Raw genomic sequence first — 18,400 nt, 5'->3', positions numbered from 1 at the left:
CTCTAAATACTCAATGTTTCTGAAGTTGTCCTTTCGTGAATTGGCGAGTTTTTATATTTCAAAGATTTAGCGCTGGAAGCGGTTAGTACTGCCTGGATTTCTGCTAAAATGGACAAACCAATCTCGGCTGGTGTTTCAGCTCCCAGTTCAAAGCCTATTGGTGCATGAATTCGTTCCTCATCGACATTGGAGATTTGTATCCCTGCGTGATCCAGATCATTCTTCATACGTTCCCATTTTTTAAGCGGACCCAGAATACCTATATAAGGAACTTCTCTTTTATTAAGCAATAATTTAAGGACTGCGAGATCATAATTATAATTATGACTCATAAGTGCAAAACAGGTTCTTTCATCAATCTCAATATTCTCTAAAGTTTCTTCCGGCCTGCTCACGATCACCTGGCAACCTGAGGAAAATCGTTCTATATTCGCATGAGTTGGTCTCCCATCTGCTATAATGATCTTCCACCCCAGAAGTTCTGCCTGGCTAGCCAGGACCATTGCATCATTCCCCGCACCTATCAAAACCAGCTTAACCGGTGGATCATAAAACTGGATATAGTTAATTCTGCTGGTTCCGTTTCGCTCCAACTTCAGAATAGTAGATCGCTTATTCTGAATAACTTCTGAAGCTTCAATTAACACTTCTTGATCTATTTCAGCTGAAGTGAACATTTTATCTTCAGAATATATCAAAGCAGTGGTTCCAGGTTGGAAACTGGTTTCTTCCAGGTCGAATTCCACCAGAATTGAAGCTTTTCTATCGGTTTTTGTTACAATTTGAAGTAATTCACAAGCATTTTTTCCATTTTCAAAATCAATTGCTTCAAATAATACCTTAATAATTCCATTACACCCTAATTGTGCGCCAATTACTGCATCATTCTCATCACTGGTATCATAAGTAACCAATTTATTCTTCTGCTGATGCATAGCGTGTAGAGCTTTTCGAAGTGCATCGCCTTCGAGACATCCACCACTAATAGCCCCGGTGAGATTGCCGAATTCATCTACTAACATTCTCGCACCAGCTCTGCGATAAGAAGAACCTTCCACATGAACCACGGTCGCCAGAACGCAGGATATTTCCTCATTTTTCAGCTTGTTATATTCTGCTACAATTGCTTCCATTTCTCTCATACCAGGCTCGTTTTTCTCATACTATTGATCGCAGTTTGAATATTTTCAAATGCCAGGTTCAGCTCTTGCTGCGTTGTAGTTTTACCCAGACTAACACGATAGGTAGCCAGCGCCAGACTCTTTTCAAATCCCATAGCAGTCAGGACATGCGAAGCTTCGATTATATTGGAAGTGCAGGCTGAACCTCTTGAGATCGCGATCCTGTTCATTCTGCGATAGAATGCATCTCCTTCAACATTGTGAACGCTAAAACTAATGGTATTTGGAAGTCGATCCTGATCTCTGGCATTTATCTGGATATTCTCCAAACCTTGAAGCTGCTCTTCAAAATTATTACGTAGCAATAAAAGTTCTTCTGAAGTTTCCTGCAATTCCTTTTTTGACAATTCCGCAGCAGAACCAAATCCTACTATTGCCGGAACATTCACAGTTCCAGGCCTAATTCCATTTTCCTGATTCCCTCCATACATGTACCTGGTTAAGTCGATTCTCGAGGAACTATATAATGAACCTGCTCCTTTAGGTCCGTAAATCTTATGAGACGAAAAAATTGCGAGATCTATTCCCAGAGCTTTTAAATCAACGTCAATTTTACCGACTGCCTGAGTGATATCGCTCATTAACACGCTACCATTCTGATGCGCCAATTCTGAAATTTTAGTGATATCCTGAATTACACCAGTTTCATTATTAGCCAGCATCATCACTGCCATACTGGTATCTGGTCGCAACAAACTTTGAAAATGTTTCAAATCCACTATTCCGTCACAATTGACCTCAACATAACTAATTTCATACCCATCATTCTCAAGCGCATTCAGTGTTTCCAGAATAGCTTTATGCTCCGTTTTACAACTAATTATATGTTTTCCTTTGTTTCTGTTTTCTTTTGCAAACCCAAGCAAAGCAAGATTAGCAGCTTCCGTAGCTCCTGAAGTAAAAGTGATTTCTGAAGTTTTGGAATTGATCAAATTTGCCACCTGCTTTCTTGCCCGTTCCAATGCCTCACTGGCATCCCAACCAAATGCATGATCACTATGAGGATTTGCAAAATTCTGAGTGAAATATGGCAGCATCTTTTCCAGCACCTCTTTTCGAACCGGGGTGGTGGCATTATAATCAAGATATATTTTCGCGGGTTGTATCAAATGCTTTAAGCGTTATGTATTTAAATATATATCGGACTTTAAAACTATGAAACAAGGCTTTAAATTTCTCAGTTTTAGTTTTAATTTAAGATTTCAAGCAGCTGTTTTTCTTCTTCTGAGACTTCCTGTAGTTTTTTCTGAAGTTTATTGTAAGCTTCCATTACTGCTTTTGCATACATAGTAACCTCAGCACCACCACCGGTCTTTCCACCCTTTCTTAATATTACCAAAGGTTTTTCGGAATGCTTATTTAACTGCTGAACAATATCCCAGGCTTTGCGATATGATAACTGCATCTTTTCTGCTGCTTTGGACAAACTACCTTCAGCTTTGATATTCTGAAGTAATTCATGCGGACCGGGACCATAGAATTTATCTCCATTAGTCTCGATCCAGCATTTCACCTTGATACTTTTCATGGACATCAGGTCTTAAGATCGCCCTGCAAACCGGTGATAAACGGTTGCTTATAAAACCTTTTTCCGGTCGCCTTGTATAAGGCATTCGCCAATGCTCCCTGAACAGGCGGGAAAGGCGGCTCTCCCAAACCTGTTGGATCGATACCGTTCTCTACGAAATGAACATCAATCTTTTTAGGAGCTTCTTTATGTCTTATAAGTCGGTAGCCATCAAAATTGCTTTGTTGCGGAATACCTTCAGCAAAGGTCATTTCGCTGAATAAAGCATGACCAATTCCATCGATAGTACCGCCTTCCACCATGTTCTTAGCAGCTTCAGGATTTACCACGATTCCGCAGTCCACAGCGCAGGTCACTTTATCTATAAGAGGCTGATTATTTTCAACGGTCATATCGAGGATCTGGGCAACATAAGAATTATGACAGTAATAAGCCGAAACCCCTCTGGCCATTGTTGAATTCGAATTCCAGCCTGATTTATCCCTGGCCAGTTTTAAAACCCCGGCATATCTTTCCGGATCGTAATCGTTGTTTTCACCAACTGGCTTACTTTTCGCCTTTTTCAGCATTTCTAATCTGAATTCTATAGGGTCCTTCCCCATTTCTTCAGCAAGTTCATCGAGAAAAGATTGCTCGGCTCCGGCAATAAAATTCGACCTTGGTGCTCTAAAAGCTCCAACAGAAATATTGGAGTCGACCACCCAGCTTTCTGCTAGGTAATTATCAATAGCTCCTGCCGGAAATCTATTGGCGAAAAGCGGACTTTCAGGAATACCTCCCGCATTTACATGGAAAGCAGTTAGTTGATTATTAGCATCCAATGCAGCCTTATAAGTTACATGATAAGCCGGCCGGTAAACACCATTGGTCATGTCATCTTCACGTGTATACACGAGTTTGATAGGTGCACCCACCTTTTCTGAAATCACCGCTGCTTCGACCAGAAAATGACCGTAAAGTCTTCTTCCAAAGCCTCCGCCCATTCGCGTCATCTGAATATCAATATTCTCAAGATCCAACCCAAGACGCTTTTGTACGCTTTTTTCAGCATATTCCGGAGTTTGTATAGGACCAATTAATTCTGCTTTCCCATTGGAAACATTTGCGAAAAAATTCATTGGTTCCATACAATTATGCGCCAGGAACGGGCAGGTATAAGACCTCTCGATCACTCTCGCCGCATTTTTAAATGCTTTTTCAGGATCTCCATCTTTCCTTACAACTTCAGCATTTTTACTACCCGCTTCTACCATTAATGAGTTATGAACATCGCTACTTTCGAGTCCGCTTGCATCCTGCATTCCAGCCGACTTCTCCAGAATTTCGATTTCTTTGGTAAGTTCAGGATTTAGATCCCATTCAACATCCAGTTCTTTTCTTGCCTGCATCACCTGCCAGGTGGTTTCTCCAACGATAACCACAAGTTTCGAGAATGAACCAACATCGCTCCATTCCTTCTCCATATCTTCAGGATAGGTATCGATAGTAAAAATATCAGTAATACCGGGTAGGCCTTTGGCCTTTTCAGCATTCATATTTTTAAATTCCATTCCAAAGGCTGGCGGCTGCATCACCATTGCGATAAGCATTCCATCTCTTTGGGTGTCTAGTCCATACAAAGGTTGTCCGGTTACGATCTTCCTCGCATCTACGTTCTTTCTGGATGTACCAATAATCTTAAAATCTGTATTTTCCTTTAAGTTTACTTCCTCCGGAACTTCAATAGAGGCTGCCGATTTTGCAATATCTCCAAATCCAATTTTCTGTCCGGATTTGGCGTGTTCGATGATACCATTGTTTACCGTAATTTCTTCCTGAGGGACTTCCCACTGTTTTGCTGCCGCTGCAACCAGCATATGTCTTGCAGTGGCACCAGCTGTTCTTAAAGATTGCCAGCCCTGTCTTATAGATTGACTTCCACCTGCAAGTTGCCTCGTGAAAATTTCAGTATTAAGCGGAGCCTGCTCTACAATTACATTATTCCAGTCTACATCAAGTTCCTCTGCCACGATCATAGGCATGGAAGTCTTTACATTCTGTCCAATTTCAGGGTTTGGTGAATAGATGGTTACGATACCATTATCCCCAATTTTAAGATAGCCGTTCAACTCGAACCATTCATCTGGCATTTGCATCGCCAGTTCTTCACTACCTTCGTTGGCCGGGCCTTTACAAGCCATCCAGTTAAAGCCAATTATTAGTCCGCCACTCGCGATAGAGACACTCTTTATAAAGGATCTACGCCCAAATCTTGTTTTTATTTTATTCATGTTGATCTTCTTTGACTATAATTAAACTTTCTGAGAACTGGATGCGGTTTTAATGGCTGCTTTGATCCGGGTATAGGTTCCACATCTACAAATATTCCCATTCATAGCATTCTCTATTTCAGAATCTGTAGGAGTTGGATTCCGGTTCAGCAGTGCAGTTGCAGACATGATCTGCCCAGCCTGGCAGTATCCACACTGCGGAACATCATGTTCTAACCAGGCCTTCTGCACTGGATGGTCTCCGTTTTCAGATAGACCTTCAATAGTAGTGATCTTATTCCCTGCTGCCGAAGATATGGGTAACTGGCACGATCTTATCGCATTGCCATTAAAATGTACAGTGCAGGCGCCACATTGAGCGATTCCGCAGCCAAACTTGGTACCTACAAGATTTAAGTGATCTCTCAAAACCCATAATAATGGTGTGTTAGGATCTATATCAAAAGAATGTTCTTTATCATTAATGCTAAGAGTAATTACCGCCATATCTTAAATTTTCCTAAAAACTACGCAATTTTTCAAAGCGAAACCAGTATTCAGAACTTTTAGCTGGCTAATTCCTTATAATGTCTAACAAGATTTTAACCAGTCTTATTGATTTAGATCAACTTAAAACGCCAGTCACATACTTAAATTTGTCCTAATTAATTCTCTGAGTGAACATTAAGTTGGAACTTGAGAATAAACCAAAAAAATATTATTATGAAAGTTTTATTTGTACTTACATCACACGATGAATTAGGAGATACTGGAAACAAGACTGGTTTCTGGATCGAAGAATTCGCTAATCCATATTATAGCCTATTAGACAAAGGTGTTGAAATCACCGTTGCAACGCCCGAAGGTGGAAAGGCACCTATTGATCCTACCAGTGATTCTGAAGATAATCAAACGGAAGACACCAGACGGTTCAAAGACGATGAAGCTGCTCAGAAAGTGATCAATAATACACACAAGCTTTCTGATGTTAAGGAAGAAGATTTTGATGGAATCTTTTATCCTGGAGGTCATGGACCGCTTTGGGATCTGTCTAATGATGAAAAATCTATTAAGCTTATTGAAAGCTTTAACGATGCCGGAAAACCAATTGCATTTGTATGTCATGCACCTGCAGCTTTGAAAAATGTAAAAGCGAAGGACGGAAACGCTCTTGTAAAAGGTAAAAAAGTAACCGGGTTCACAAACTCCGAAGAAGAAGCGGTTCAATTAACCGATGTTGTGCCTTTCTTAGTAGAAGATATGCTTAAGGAAAATGGAGGAATCTATTCTAAGGAAGCTGACTGGAACGAATATGCTGTAACAGACGGTAATTTAATCACAGGACAAAATCCGCAATCTTCTGGAGCAGTTGCTTCAAGGTTATATGAGATGCTGAAATAAGAATTTAATTCTACAGAAAAAAAGCCTCTGAAAAGTCAGAGGCTTTTTTTATTTCTTTTTTGGAGGTAAGTCGAAAGCTATTGCTTCGTGCTCAAAATGATTTCTATGAGCACCATCGCAAAATGGCTTATTCTTCGATAATCCACATCTACATACTGAAACCAGGTCTCTTCCACCCAGGTCATATACATTTCCATTCTTATCTACGATTTCAAAATCTCCTTCTACTTTTAGAGATCCGTTACTGTTGACTGTTAGTTTTGTTTTCGCCATAATTTCTATTGGTTGAAATACGAAGATACTTCAAAGCAGGTTTAGACTCTTTCTATTTTAGGTGCTTGTTTGATTCACTCCACAAAAAGAAAAAAGCTTCTGGAAAGAAGCTTTTTTCGAAAGTGAACATTATCGAAACAAATCTATAAGCATCATTAGATTAAAAAAAGCAAAAGTTTAAATTCATTTTAAAATGATAGAATAGAATGTGGCCAGAACTTTTACACAATTCAAAATCAAATAATTAATAGATCTGGCTAAAAATAATGATTAATTTATATTTTTTAAAAATGAACATTTGTTAAAATTATAAATTTAGTTATCAAAATCACAAAACTGAAGAATTCCTGTGGATAATGAAAGTTTTGGGTACTGTTTCAGACCTTTGTACCAATGAAATATTTATCTAAATTCATTTTCCTGTTATTCCACACGCTCTTTATTGGAATCGCAGTCTTTGAGAGTCAGTACCAGATTTCTCAGCTTATACCGCTTGTGATTATCAGTTCGTTACTTCTTTATTTTTATTTCCATAATTTTTCGAGGAGAAACGAACTGGTAGAAAAGGATATACACATAACAACGATCATATTTGCAATTTTAGGTGGACTTGTAACCTTTCTTCTACAGGATCGATTTGAACTTTCAGCGGTACTCTCTGCCGGAATTGTTGGACTTTTTGGCGGAATTCTACCGAAGTTTATAGATAGACCTTTAACTAAGATCGCTTCTCCAGCAATTTACTGCGGTGCTTTTGTAGGAATGACTCCTCCGGTATTGGCGGGCAATTATCTATTTATATTACTAGCCTCATTTTTCGCTGGAAATATACTCATTCTTACACGTGAGAATTTTAACGGTTATGCAGGGAAACTTGGTAGCATCGCATTTGCTGGAGTAAGCTTGGTAAGCCTTTTAACTTACATGCTATTATGATGAATCTACTACTGATATTAGGCTGTAGTGTACTTTCAGGTCAGCTCACTTATACCTTAAACAATAGTTTAAATCTGGGTGCTGTCATCGCTTCTTCTCTGGTGAGCATCACAGGAGGATTATTGATCTATACGCCAATCTCTGAAGTTCTGCGGGAGACCTTACCCCTGGTTATTATGGGTGCAAGTTTTGTTGGTATGGCTTCGGAAGAGATCGCGACCAGGAATCGCATTATTATCTTATCATCTATTTTCTTCGGAATACTATTTTATTGTACCGGAGTATTCTTTGAAGGTTTTGGTGGAAGTTTAGGAACTACTGCTGCGATCGCATTTTTTGCTAGCCTTGGGTTTCAGCAATTAGTTTTTAAGAAGGGGTTCTAAAGTTTCCCAGATATTTTCTACTAAAATTGGCTGAGCTTCAGCAGTTGGATGAATACCATCCTGTTGATTGAGATCCGGATCACCTGCTACACCTTCCAGTATAAATGGAATTAAATAGATGTTCTCTTTTTCAGCTAGTTCTGGAAATAGGTCTCTGAATTCTGTGGTATAATCTTCCCCAAGATTTGGTGGGATCTGCATTCCGGCAAGAATGATCTTAGTTTCTGAATTTTTCTCCTGAACATAATCCACGATCCTATTAAGATTGGACCTGGTTTCGGCTAAAGGAACACCACGTAATCCATCATTCGCACCTAGCTCCAGAACAAAGATCTCTACATTTTGTTTTAGCACCCAATCGATCCGATTAAGTCCTCCGGCGGTAGTCTCTCCACTAAGCCCGGCATTAATTACTGTGTAATCATACCTAAGAGAATCCAGTCGCTGCTGAATTAAATTCGGGAAAGCTTCATCGGTCTCAAGCCCATAGCCTGCAGTAATACTATCCCCAAAAAACAGGATCGTTTTAGAATTCTCTTCTTCTGAATTATTCTCAGCTTCTTCAGTGGCAGATTTCTCCTCAGCTGTGTCTGATTTTTTTTCATTTCCGCAGGAAAGATTCAGCAGTAAAACAAAACTAAGCGCAAAGATTTGAAAGCTTCGAAAGATAGGTGCAGTATTCATAAAATCATTTCTTATTTTGTTGGCCCGAGTAAAGAAAATTAAAAGAACTAAGATGGCAAAAATTTTAAGGGTTGAAAATCTCAGCAAAACTTATAATAATGGTAATAGAAAGCTGGTCATCCTGGACAAGATCAATTTTGATATTGAAGAAGGAGAAACTTTTGCTATCGTAGGCCCTTCAGGTAGTGGGAAAACGACTTTACTTGGCTTAAGTGCAGGACTTGATCGAAGTGATGAAGGTACTATAGAACTTTGCGGCGAAAATCTAAGTGAGCTAGATGAAGATGATCGCGCTGCCTTAAGAAACAGGCATGTAGGATTTGTATTTCAGAACTTTCAGCTTATCCCAACCCTTACCGCACTTGAAAATGTTGCTGTTCCATTGGAGCTTCGGGGAGATTCAAGTGCAGAAAATGAAGCTACAGCCCTTTTGGAAAAAGTTGGTTTGAAGGATAGAATGAATCATTACCCAACACAATTGTCTGGAGGGGAACAACAGAGAGTTGCACTCGCCCGTGCATTCTGTAACAAACCTAAGATACTTTTTGCAGATGAGCCTACGGGAAATCTGGATGAAGCTACTGGACAAAATGTAATCGATCTACTTTTAACGCTGAACAAGGACCTGGGGACCACCCTGGTAATAGTTACCCATGATATGGAACTGGCTAAAAAAACACAGCGAATTCTTAAGCTTCGAGGGGGAAAAGTTCAGGAATTACAAATCCAGGAGTAATATGAGTTCTGAAAGATCAAGCGCCGGCTTCCCATGGTTAATAAAAATGGCTTTAAGGGATGGGAAAGCAAGTAGTCGAAAATTATTTCTATTTATTGCATCTATCGTACTTGGAATTGCTGCAGTAGTCTCTATACAGTCATTTAGCGCTAACCTCAAACGTAATATTTCACTCCAATCGAAATCCCTGATGGGCGCCGATTATATTATTGACAGTGATAAACTTCCTACGGAAAAAGTTTACGGAATCATCGATTCCCTTGGAGGCGCGGAAGCCAGAGAGATAAGTTTTGCATCTATGGCAGCGTTTCCTGGAAACCAGGGAACAAAACTAATGCAGGTTCGGGGAATAGAAGGCGGTTTTCCATTTTATGGTGAAATAGAAACTACACCACCCGAAGCCGGTAATAATTTCAGAGAGTCTGAAGTTGCACTGGTGGATGCCACGGTCATGCTACAATTGGGAATTGAAATTGGCGATACTGTAAAAATTGGAAATACAAGTTTAGAAATTGGTGGAGCATTGAACAATGTTCCCGGCAGTTCCAGCATTTTTAGTTCTATAGCTCCTCCCCTATTGGTGCCCTTTTCTGCCATTGAGAAATCTGGCTTGGTTCAAACCGGTAGCCGCATTGATTACAGGTATTATTTTACCGCTCCGGAAAGTCTTGATATGGAGAAGTTTGATGAAGAACTTGATCCAATACTCGATGCGAATGATGCAGATCTGGACACTCACCTATCCACTAGTCAGAGATTAGGAAGACGATATGAAAATTTTGCAAAATTCCTGAACCTGGTTGCTTTTATTGCGTTATTACTTGGATGTGTTGGAATCGCCAGTGCCATACATATCTATATAAAAGAAAAAGTTGCATCGATCGCTATTTTGAAATGCCTTGGTGCTTCAAGAAAACAAAGTTTTCAAATCTTCTTAATTCAGGTGATCGTTATTGGATTGATCGGTTCTATCATTGGAACGCTTTTAGGACTCGGATTGCAGGAATTATTTCCCTACCTGTTACAGGATCTTTTGCCGGTAGAGATAGATCTCCAAATTTCACCTGTAGTAATAATTACAGGAATTATACTTGGAGTAAGCATGTCGGTTCTTTTTGCACTATACCCTTTACTTACCACCCTGGATATTTCTCCGCTGCAGACTTTACGCATGCAGCAATCTGCGGAATCGAACAAAAAGTATAAGATTCTGGTGTCAATCGCAGTCATAATTTTTATCTGGATCTTTGCATTCTGGTTACTCGATAACTGGCTATATGCGATCTGGTTCGTTCTGGGACTGGCAATCACCTTCGCAATTTTAAGCGGATTTGCAGCTTTAATTATGAAATTACTGAAAAGGTATTTTCCGAAGAACTGGGGATTCCCGGCAAGACAAAGTGTTTTAAACCTTTATCGGCCACAGAATCAAACACTCATTCTCATTCTTGCCATTGGGATTGGAACATTTTTAATTAGTACGTTATACTTTACCAGGGATCTGCTTCTGGCTCAAACTACATTGGAAAGCCAGCAGAATACTCCAAATATGATCTTGCTGGACGTTCAAAGTGAGCAGAAGGATGAGGTTAAACAGGTAATTGACAGCAGTAGTCTGGAGCTATTACAGAACATCCCCATCGTAACTATGCGTATCATTAAGTTGAAAGGTAGAAGCGCAAACGAGATTCGTGAGGATACTAGCAGTACGATCAATAACTGGGTTCTGGATCACGAATTCAGAACTACCTATAGGGACTCTCTTTCTGAAGGGGAAGAAATTCTGGAAGGAAAATGGAAAGCTAATTTTACTGGAAAAGGTCCTATTCCTATTTCTATAAGTGATAATCTCGCTGAAGATGCTGAAGCCAATATTGGAGACAAAATGATTTTCAATGTTCAGGGTGTTCAGCTGGAAACTGAAGTTGCGAGTATTCGTAGAGTGGACTGGAGTAATATGCAGATAAATTTTTCAATTTTATTCCCTACCGGTGTTCTGGAAGATGCTCCGCAATTCACGGTGATGACAACGCGGGTTGAAGATGATAATTCCTCGGCGCAGCTTCAGCAGAAATTGGTTCAGGAGTTCCCGAATGTGACTATTATTGATCTAAGACAAGTTCTAAAAGTTGTAGAAGAAATTCTTGGTAAGATATCCTGGCTGATAAATTTTATGGCATTTTTCAGTATTCTTACCGGTATCATCGTTCTTATTGGTGCTGTTAGAACCAGTAAATATCAAAGAATTCGTGAAAGTGTACTACTAAGAACCCTTGGTGCCAAGAACAGGCAGATCTTAAAAATCCTGGGTCTTGAATACTTATTCCTGGGAATCCTGGGAAGCTTATCTGGAATATTACTATCCTTGATCTCCAGTTTCCTCATTGGTTATTTCCTGTTCGATACTACATTTGTTCCTTCATGGATTCCGTTTTTGGTAGTATTCCCGGCGATTACCGCGTTAGTAGTAATTATTGGACTTGCAAATAGTTATAGTGTGGTAAAAAGTCCTCCTCTCGCTGTTCTTCGGAAGGGGTTAGGATAAATTAAACTGATAGTGTTCACATTGTCAAAATGAATTTAACAATTCTTTAGCCGTGATAGTTTAAGCCGCTGTGTACCTTGTATGAGTTAACAAACTAACTTGATTTTTATGAAGACTTATCATTTAGAAATAAATGATGTGGATGATTTTATTCCTGAACTTGCACAGACTTTAGGAATAGATCATTCAGAACAACTTGGCGAATTCTCCTTATTGATACCTGAACCTATTGGTGATGGTAACATTCGTGGAATTAATTTTCCAAATGGTATAGGTCTATATATGTATCATGTGACAGTTCGTGAAGACACAGAACTCAGGATTTCCCATCCAACTATAAAGCCGATTCGATTTATTTATTGTCTGGACGGAATGATTGGTAGTAGTTTTGATTTTATAGATGCTGAAGATCTTGTTAAAGATCATGAATTCGTGATTGCCGCTCCAAAAAGTAAAGAGACTTATAATATTACTTTGAAGAAGGATATAGAAACAACCCTATGTTACCTGGAAATTGACCGTTTAAAATTCCAGGAATACTTCAGTTTTGACCTTCATGAACTTGAGCCAATTTTCTACAAATTGTTTAGTGATGTACAGGCTCACAACAGGGTCTCAAACCTGGGCAACATTAGCCTCCAGACTTCAGAAATTATCAAGGAAATTGAAACTTGTGATCTTACAGGGTTTCCGAGGATTAATTTTGTGGGAGCAAAATCTCTGGAGATCCTGAGCTATATGTTGAATCATTTTAAAAAGGAGGATCAGCAAACTCAAAATGAACTAAAAGATAAAGACCGGGCGGCTGTAGAAAAGGTTGTTAAGTACATAGATTCCAATCTCGCCCAGGCTGGAACTGTCAACGAACTGGCACAAATCGCCGGCGTTAACACGAACAAGCTTCAGGAAGTTTTTCAGAAGGTTTATGGAAAAACCGTGAATGGATATGTGCGTGACATACGACTTACAAGAGCACTACACATGCTTTCTTCAGGCAAAAAGAACGTTAGTGAGGTTGTTTATGAATTAGGATTATCCAGCCGAAGTTATTTTTCAAAGATCTTCAAGAAAAAATATGGAGTTTCTCCAAGGAAAGTACTTTCCAAAAATGAATTACCATCAAATTAATATATAAATTTAATTGACTTACCGGGATATTTAAAGCCTCGCTTTGGTTCGGTATGTTAAAAGACTTCGAATAAATATAAAATATGAAAAAGAAATTACGAACAGGCTTGAGTATGATCGCGCTATTTGCACTAATTAGTCAGTCTAATGCTCAGGAAAATAACCAAGAAATTATGCAAAATCCATTACTTAAAGAATGGCAGGGCCCTTATGAAGGAGTTCCAGCCTTTGACAAAATGGAAGTTTCACTTGTAAAACCAGCTATTCGCAAGGGAATGGAGTTGCATTTGGAAGAGATCAATAAGATTGCTAACAATACTGCTGAAGCTACCTTTGAAAACACCATTATTCCAATGGAAAAAGCAGGTAAGGAACTCGATCGTGCTTTTACCTATTATGGTATCTATAGCAGCAATGTTTCCAGCCCGGAATTCAGAGCTGTTCAGAAAGAACTGGCTCCAGAGATTTCAGAGTATTCCTCGAAGATCAGCCAGAATGAAGCTTTATTTAAACGAATTAAAACGGTTTATGAGAATTCTCAGAAGAAGCCATTAGATTCCGCAGAACAACGAGTCATCGATTTGGTTTATGAAGAGTTCGCTATGCAGGGAGCCGACCTAAGTGAGGAAGACAAAAAACGTTATGCAGAGATCAACAAGGAACTTTCTGCACTATATACTAAGTTTTCAAGTAACGTATTGGCAGATGAAGAGAATTATGTGATCTATCTTACAAAGGAACAAACTGGCGGACTGCCGGAATCCTTTGTGAAATCTGCCGCCAAAGCTGCTGAGGACCGTGATCATAAAGGTTATTATGCAGTTACCAATACAAGATCTTCCATGGATCCATTTCTTACCTATTCTACGGAAAGAGAACTACGTGAAAAAGTATGGAAGAACTACTATTCCCGAGGAGATAATAATGATGAATTCGATAATAAAGAGACTATTCAAAAGATCCTGAAGCTTAGAGATGAGCGTGTGGAATTACTTGGTTTTGATAATTACGCACAGTGGCGTTTACAGAATCGCATGGCTAAAAATCCTGAAAATGCCATGGATCTAATGATGCAGGTATGGCCTGCGGCTTTAGCAAGAGTAAAAGAAGAAGTAGCAGACATGCAGAAGGTTGCAGATTCTGAAAATGCAAATATTACTATCAAACCATGGGATTATAGATTCTATGCTGAAAAGGTTAGAAAAGAAAAATATGACCTGGATAGCGAAGAAGTAAAACAATACCTGGAACTAGGAAATCTTACCCAGGCCTTATTTTTTACTGCTGGTGAGTTGTTCAATTTTGCTTTTACTCCTGTAGAGAATAATAGTGTGCCCGTCTTTCATGAGGATGTGAACGTCTGGGAAGTTAGTGATAAAGATTCGGGTGATATTGTAGGATTATGGTATTTAGATCCTTATGCTCGACAGGGAAAACGCTCTGGAGCCTGGGCAACTACTTACAGAGGTTATACGAAGTTAACAGGTGAAAAACCAGTTTTGGCTTCTAACAATTCAAACTTTATCGAACCTGCTCCGGGTGAGCCAGTATTGGTTTCCTGGGATGATGCAGAAACATTTTTCCATGAATTTGGCCATGCCCTGCACTTTCTATCAGCTAATGTGGAGTATCCTACCTTAAATGGTGGCGTACGTGATTATACTGAATTTCAATCGCAATTACTGGAGAGATGGTTGTCTACAGACAAGGTTATCAACCAGTTTCTAAGACATCACGAAACTAATGAAGTTATTCCTGAAGCTTTAGTAGCAAAGATCAAAAAGGCTTCCACTTTCAACCAGGGATTTGGTACGACCGAATTTTTGGCTTCTGCGATCATGGATATGAAATATCACACAACAGATCCAGACAAGATCGATCCTGCCAAATTCGAAAAGGAAACTTTAAAAGAACTGAATATGCCGGAGGAGATCGTAATGCGTCATAGAACGCCTCATTTTGGACATGTGTTCTCTGGAGAAGGCTATGCTTCAGGATATTACGGATATTTATGGGCAGATGTTTTAACTGCTGATGCTGCGGAAGCTTTTGCTGAAGCTGAAGGTGGTTTCTATGATAAGGAAGTTGCGCGGAAGCTGGTGAAATACCTTTTTGCTCCTAGAAATGCGATGGATCCTGGGGAAGCTTATAAGAAATTCCGTGGAAGGGATGCTGAAATTGATGCGTTAATGCGTGATCGTGGTTTTCCTATTCCTGAAAATTCAACTACCGAAGAATAAGTTCAAAACTTTCGATATTAAATAAAGCCCTGAAGTTTCAGGGCTTTATTTTGTTTTGGATCTACGTCTTAAGATTTTACTAACTATCTATGAAGCATTACTCATTCCGCTTTTAATACTTTCAGCAATATTTATAGTGCGTTTTACCTGATGCGTTATAGAAGTTTTAGATTGCTCATTAAGATTATCCACTCCTCCTTCAGAACTAAAACCATAAGGATTACCTCCAGTTTTGAATAGTTCTTCTGAAGTATATCCAGGAGCAGCAACGATAGCTCCCCAATGAAACATGCTTTTATAAAGTGAGAGTAGCGTAGTTTCCTGACCACCGTGTGGATTTTGCGCACTGGTCATACCCGAAACGACTTTATTAATCAATTTTCCTTTACTCCATAATCCTCCCGTGGTATCAAAAAATGCCTGAAGCTGAGAAGGTAAATTTCCATATCTGGTTGGTATACTAAAAATTATTGCATCTGCCCAATCAAGATCGTCCAGCTCTGCAACCTCAACGTCCTGTGTTTCCTTATAGTGTTTTTTCCAGGCATCATTTGATTCAATAGCTTCCATTGGGGCAGTTTCCTTTAATTTTCGGAGTCGAACATCATGATCCCCATTAGACTTTGCAGCTTCTGCTGCCCACTTCGCCATTTGATGATTTGTACCGGTTGCACTGTAATATATTATAGCAATTTTCATAAATAAGATTTTAAATTTGTTTCCTATTAACTTAAGTAGATTCGTTCAAAACAACTTTTAAAGTTTTGATAAATCTTCTATTGTTCACTACAATTATGACTTCTAATTATCACAGGCATTTTAAGATCTATAAACCATACGGTTATTTGAGTCAGTTTATAACTAACCAAAGAAAGGTAGGAAAACATAAGCTTCTGGGAGAGCTAGGTGATTTTCCTGAAGGTACCATGTCTATTGGGAGACTGGATAAGGATTCTGAAGGACTTTTATTATTGACGACAAATGGTAAGCTTAGCACAAAGGTTACCGCCGGTAATTCTGAAAAGGAATATTATGTACAGGTTGATGGTGAAATTTCAGAAGATGCCATTGCTAAACTTCGCAAAGGTGTTGAGATAGGCATTCAGGGCAAAAATTATCAAACTAAAGAATGCAGGGTTTTTAAATTGGATACAGTACCAGAATTCCCTGAAAGGAGCAAACCAATACGGGACGAACGACACGGGCCCACCAGTTGGGTAAGTATTACTCTTACCGAAGGCAAGTTCAGACAGGTAAAAAAAATGACCGCAGCAGTTGGCTTTGCTACTTTAAGACTGGTAAGAGTTCGTATCGCCAATGAAAGACTCGATAATTTAGATAGTGGTGAAGTGCGAGAAATAAAAAGCGTAAATTTCTAATATCCAAGCGCTTTACCTGTATAGCTTCTGGAATCGGCAGAACCCTGGTAAACACCAGTTTCAGGATCTATGAAAATTCCCATAGCTCTACCTTGTGAAGATCGCGTTCCTGTTTCATGCCCGTAGGATTTTAAAATCTCTATCGTGTCTGGTGAAAAACCCCACTCTTCAAAAGTGATCATATCAGGCAACCATTGGTGATGAAATTTTGGTGATTCGATAGCTTTTGCGATATCCAGATCATAATCTACAACATTCAGAATAACCTGTAGAACAGTATTGATGATAGTTCGGCCACCTGGTGATCCAATTACGATAGTAGCCTTGTCGTTTTTCTCTACGATGGTTGGACTCATGCTTGAAAGCATTCGTTTTCCGGGAGCGATTTGATTAGGCTCTGTTCCAATTCTACCTTCTGAATTTGTTAAGCCGGGAATCGCATTAAAATCACCCATTTCGTTATTTAGAAGAAAACCTGCGCCTTCTACTACGATCCTATTTCCATACGAATGTTCCAATGTATAAGTAAGTGAAACAGCATTGCCTTCTTTATCGACCACCGAAATATGGGTAGTTTCCTCGCTTTCAAACTGAAGATGCTTCTTATTAAAATTTGCAGAATCGCTTACGGAAGCTGTCTTTTTCTTAATGCCCGATCTTAAGTTACGAGCGTATGATTTCGATAAGAGTGAATCCAAAGGCATTTCTGGATTAAAATCCGGATCCCCAAGAAATTGAGCTCTATCTGCAAAAGCTAGTCGCATGGCTTCACTAATATAATGAATGCTCTGAGCGCTGTTAAGTCCGTATCCCTTAAGATCATAATTCTCAAGAATGTTTAGCATTTCTATGATCGCAGTTCCACCAGAACTTGGAGGAGGCATCCCGATAATTTCATTTCCACGATAATTTCCTACGAGCGGTTCTACTTCTTCCGACACATAATCTTCCAGATCCTTTTTGGTAATAATACCATTAGTATTCTTCATAAAATCATGAATTAGCTGAGCAGTTTTACCGCCATAAAAACCATCAGCTCCATCATCACGGATTCTTATAAGAGATTCAGCAAGATCCTTCTGAATAATGGTATCGCCCGTTTGGTAAGCTTCTCCGTTGCTATTCAGGAAAACAGCGGCAGTACTTGAATATTCTTCTTTGTTATCGTAAACCCACTCAGAAAATCTGGCCAGATCTGGATATACCGTGAATCCATTCTGGGCAAGATCGATCGCAGGTTGAACCAGGCTAGCCCAATCCATTGTTCCATAACTGGAATGTGCCTGAAATAATCCAGCAACAGTTCCCGGAACTCCTGCAGATAATGTCGTTTCATGGTTCGAGTTATCTTTAACTTTACCATCTTCTCCAAGAAACATAGTTTTTGTAGCTTTTTGGGGAGCTTTTTCTCTAAAGTTGAATCCGGTTGCCTTATTTGCATTCGGTTTATAAAGCAAAAATCCTCCGCCACCAATATTACCAGCCGAAGGCAAAGTCACAGCTAATGTAAAAGCAGTTGCGATAGAAGCATCGATAGCATTTCCTCCTTTTTTGAGTATTTCCACACCTGCTTCTGAAGCCAGGTAATGTGAGCTTGTCACCATCCCATTTTCGGCTTCCACAGGAATTCTTCCCGATTGTGCCTGCAAATCAAGTTGCTGAACCGAGAAAAATACAAGTAGAAGTAGTGTTATCTTATACATAGCAACGCGTTTTAATGAAAAAAGTCCTGAGAAG

Annotated in this window: 17 protein-coding genes; 8 read left to right on the top strand and 9 right to left on the bottom strand. The window is 39.4% G+C overall.

Annotation, left to right across the window (positions count from 1 at the left end):
• Window positions 1-2 precede the first annotated feature (2 nt).
• From T8I65_RS06080 to T8I65_RS06060, 5 genes are all read right to left on the bottom strand, one after another.
• A complete protein-coding gene (locus tag T8I65_RS06080; RefSeq protein ID WP_322302507.1) occupies window positions 3-1,142 on the bottom strand; it encodes an XdhC family protein in 1,140 nt (379 codons plus the stop codon).
• On the bottom strand, window positions 1,139-2,290 hold the full coding sequence (locus T8I65_RS06075) for a cysteine desulfurase family protein (protein WP_322302506.1): 1,152 nt from the start codon (window positions 2,288-2,290) through the stop codon (window positions 1,139-1,141). Before T8I65_RS06075 ends, T8I65_RS06080 begins: the two co-directional genes overlap by 4 nt.
• 80 nt (window positions 2,291-2,370) lie before the next feature.
• Complete coding sequence (locus tag T8I65_RS06070) at window positions 2,371-2,709, bottom strand: winged helix-turn-helix domain-containing protein (protein WP_322302505.1); 339 nt, start codon at window positions 2,707-2,709, stop codon at window positions 2,371-2,373.
• 5 nt (window positions 2,710-2,714) lie between these two features.
• Window positions 2,715-4,979, bottom strand: coding sequence for a xanthine dehydrogenase family protein molybdopterin-binding subunit (locus T8I65_RS06065; protein ID WP_322302504.1), 2,265 nt, complete (start codon window positions 4,977-4,979; stop codon window positions 2,715-2,717).
• A gap of 21 nt (window positions 4,980-5,000) precedes the next feature.
• The gene (locus T8I65_RS06060; protein ID WP_322302503.1) at window positions 5,001-5,465 is read right to left on the bottom strand and encodes a (2Fe-2S)-binding protein; all 465 of its coding nucleotides are present in this window, start codon (window positions 5,463-5,465) and stop codon (window positions 5,001-5,003) included.
• Window positions 5,466-5,681: 216 nt separating this feature from the next.
• On the opposite strand from T8I65_RS06060, the gene T8I65_RS06055 reads away from it, so the two are divergent.
• The gene (locus tag T8I65_RS06055) at window positions 5,682-6,359 is read left to right on the top strand and encodes a type 1 glutamine amidotransferase domain-containing protein (RefSeq protein WP_322302502.1); all 678 of its coding nucleotides are present in this window, start codon (window positions 5,682-5,684) and stop codon (window positions 6,357-6,359) included.
• Between the two features lie 48 nt (window positions 6,360-6,407).
• On the opposite strand, the gene T8I65_RS06050 is transcribed toward T8I65_RS06055, so the two are convergent.
• Window positions 6,408-6,632 (bottom strand): CDGSH iron-sulfur domain-containing protein, encoded by a 225-nt coding sequence (locus T8I65_RS06050; RefSeq protein WP_322302501.1) that lies wholly within the window; start codon window positions 6,630-6,632, stop codon window positions 6,408-6,410.
• A gap of 393 nt (window positions 6,633-7,025) precedes the next feature.
• Between T8I65_RS06050 and T8I65_RS06045 the strand changes: the two genes are divergently transcribed.
• Window positions 7,026-7,568: a hypothetical protein gene (locus T8I65_RS06045; protein ID WP_322302500.1), complete on the top strand. Its 543-nt coding sequence runs from the start codon at window positions 7,026-7,028 to the stop codon at window positions 7,566-7,568.
• Window positions 7,565-7,951, top strand: coding sequence for a hypothetical protein (locus tag T8I65_RS06040; RefSeq protein ID WP_322302499.1), 387 nt, complete (start codon window positions 7,565-7,567; stop codon window positions 7,949-7,951). The genes T8I65_RS06045 and T8I65_RS06040 overlap by 4 nt, the downstream gene beginning before the upstream one ends.
• Here the strand turns inward: T8I65_RS06040 and T8I65_RS06035 are convergent.
• Window positions 7,928-8,635 (bottom strand): arylesterase, encoded by a 708-nt coding sequence (locus T8I65_RS06035; protein ID WP_322302498.1) that lies wholly within the window; start codon window positions 8,633-8,635, stop codon window positions 7,928-7,930. The genes T8I65_RS06040 and T8I65_RS06035 overlap by 24 nt on opposite strands.
• Before the next feature lie 52 nt (window positions 8,636-8,687).
• Between T8I65_RS06035 and T8I65_RS06030 the strand changes: the two genes are divergently transcribed.
• The 4 genes from T8I65_RS06030 (at window position 8,688) to T8I65_RS06015 (ending at window position 15,284) form a co-directional block, all read left to right on the top strand.
• Window positions 8,688-9,371, top strand: coding sequence for an ABC transporter ATP-binding protein (locus T8I65_RS06030; RefSeq protein ID WP_322302497.1), 684 nt, complete (start codon window positions 8,688-8,690; stop codon window positions 9,369-9,371).
• 1 nt (window position 9,372) lies between these two features.
• Window positions 9,373-11,916: an ABC transporter permease gene (locus T8I65_RS06025; RefSeq protein WP_322302496.1), complete on the top strand. Its 2,544-nt coding sequence runs from the start codon at window positions 9,373-9,375 to the stop codon at window positions 11,914-11,916.
• A 108-nt stretch (window positions 11,917-12,024) separates the two neighbouring features.
• Complete coding sequence (locus tag T8I65_RS06020; protein WP_322302495.1) at window positions 12,025-13,044, top strand: AraC family transcriptional regulator; 1,020 nt, start codon at window positions 12,025-12,027, stop codon at window positions 13,042-13,044.
• A gap of 83 nt (window positions 13,045-13,127) precedes the next feature.
• A complete protein-coding gene (locus T8I65_RS06015; protein WP_322302494.1) occupies window positions 13,128-15,284 on the top strand; it encodes a M3 family metallopeptidase in 2,157 nt (718 codons plus the stop codon).
• Between the two features lie 87 nt (window positions 15,285-15,371).
• On the opposite strand, the gene wrbA is transcribed toward T8I65_RS06015, so the two are convergent.
• A complete protein-coding gene (wrbA, locus tag T8I65_RS06010) occupies window positions 15,372-15,983 on the bottom strand; it encodes an NAD(P)H:quinone oxidoreductase (protein WP_322302493.1) in 612 nt (203 codons plus the stop codon).
• A gap of 95 nt (window positions 15,984-16,078) precedes the next feature.
• On the opposite strand from wrbA, the gene T8I65_RS06005 reads away from it, so the two are divergent.
• On the top strand, window positions 16,079-16,663 hold the full coding sequence (locus tag T8I65_RS06005; RefSeq protein ID WP_322302492.1) for a pseudouridine synthase: 585 nt from the start codon (window positions 16,079-16,081) through the stop codon (window positions 16,661-16,663).
• Here T8I65_RS06005 and ggt read toward each other — a convergent pair.
• Entirely contained in the window at window positions 16,660-18,366 is a 1,707-nt protein-coding gene (ggt, locus tag T8I65_RS06000) for a gamma-glutamyltransferase (protein WP_322302491.1), read from the bottom strand. The genes T8I65_RS06005 and ggt overlap by 4 nt on opposite strands.
• Window positions 18,367-18,400 lie beyond the last annotated feature (34 nt).

The sequence above is a fragment of the Christiangramia sp. OXR-203 genome, assembly GCF_034372165.1.
In the GTDB taxonomy this organism is placed as follows: domain Bacteria; phylum Bacteroidota; class Bacteroidia; order Flavobacteriales; family Flavobacteriaceae; genus Christiangramia.
This window is presented reverse-complemented; position numbering and strand designations above follow the sequence as displayed.

What these genes read in the sequence shown, in the direction of transcription:
- T8I65_RS06050 (WP_322302501.1), bottom strand. Translation starts at nt 6,632, where the DNA reads ATGGCGAAAACAAAACTAACAGTCAACAGTAACGGATCTCTAAAAGTA.
- T8I65_RS06070 (WP_322302505.1), bottom strand. Translation starts at nt 2,709, where the DNA reads ATGAAAAGTATCAAGGTGAAATGCTGGATCGAGACTAATGGAGATAAA.
- T8I65_RS06020 (WP_322302495.1), top strand. Translation starts at nt 12,025, where the DNA reads ATGAAGACTTATCATTTAGAAATAAATGATGTGGATGATTTTATTCCT.
- T8I65_RS06080 (WP_322302507.1), bottom strand. Translation starts at nt 1,142, where the DNA reads ATGAGAGAAATGGAAGCAATTGTAGCAGAATATAACAAGCTGAAAAAT.
- T8I65_RS06060 (WP_322302503.1), bottom strand. Translation starts at nt 5,465, where the DNA reads ATGGCGGTAATTACTCTTAGCATTAATGATAAAGAACATTCTTTTGAT.
- T8I65_RS06045 (WP_322302500.1), top strand. Translation starts at nt 7,026, where the DNA reads ATGAAATATTTATCTAAATTCATTTTCCTGTTATTCCACACGCTCTTT.
- T8I65_RS06030 (WP_322302497.1), top strand. Translation starts at nt 8,688, where the DNA reads ATGGCAAAAATTTTAAGGGTTGAAAATCTCAGCAAAACTTATAATAAT.
- T8I65_RS06055 (WP_322302502.1), top strand. Translation starts at nt 5,682, where the DNA reads ATGAAAGTTTTATTTGTACTTACATCACACGATGAATTAGGAGATACT.
- T8I65_RS06025 (WP_322302496.1), top strand. Translation starts at nt 9,373, where the DNA reads ATGAGTTCTGAAAGATCAAGCGCCGGCTTCCCATGGTTAATAAAAATG.
- wrbA (WP_322302493.1), bottom strand. Translation starts at nt 15,983, where the DNA reads ATGAAAATTGCTATAATATATTACAGTGCAACCGGTACAAATCATCAA.
- ggt (WP_322302491.1), bottom strand. Translation starts at nt 18,366, where the DNA reads ATGTATAAGATAACACTACTTCTACTTGTATTTTTCTCGGTTCAGCAA.
- T8I65_RS06035 (WP_322302498.1), bottom strand. Translation starts at nt 8,635, where the DNA reads ATGAATACTGCACCTATCTTTCGAAGCTTTCAAATCTTTGCGCTTAGT.
- T8I65_RS06040 (WP_322302499.1), top strand. Translation starts at nt 7,565, where the DNA reads ATGATGAATCTACTACTGATATTAGGCTGTAGTGTACTTTCAGGTCAG.
- T8I65_RS06065 (WP_322302504.1), bottom strand. Translation starts at nt 4,979, where the DNA reads ATGAATAAAATAAAAACAAGATTTGGGCGTAGATCCTTTATAAAGAGT.
- T8I65_RS06015 (WP_322302494.1), top strand. Translation starts at nt 13,128, where the DNA reads ATGAAAAAGAAATTACGAACAGGCTTGAGTATGATCGCGCTATTTGCA.
- T8I65_RS06005 (WP_322302492.1), top strand. Translation starts at nt 16,079, where the DNA reads ATGACTTCTAATTATCACAGGCATTTTAAGATCTATAAACCATACGGT.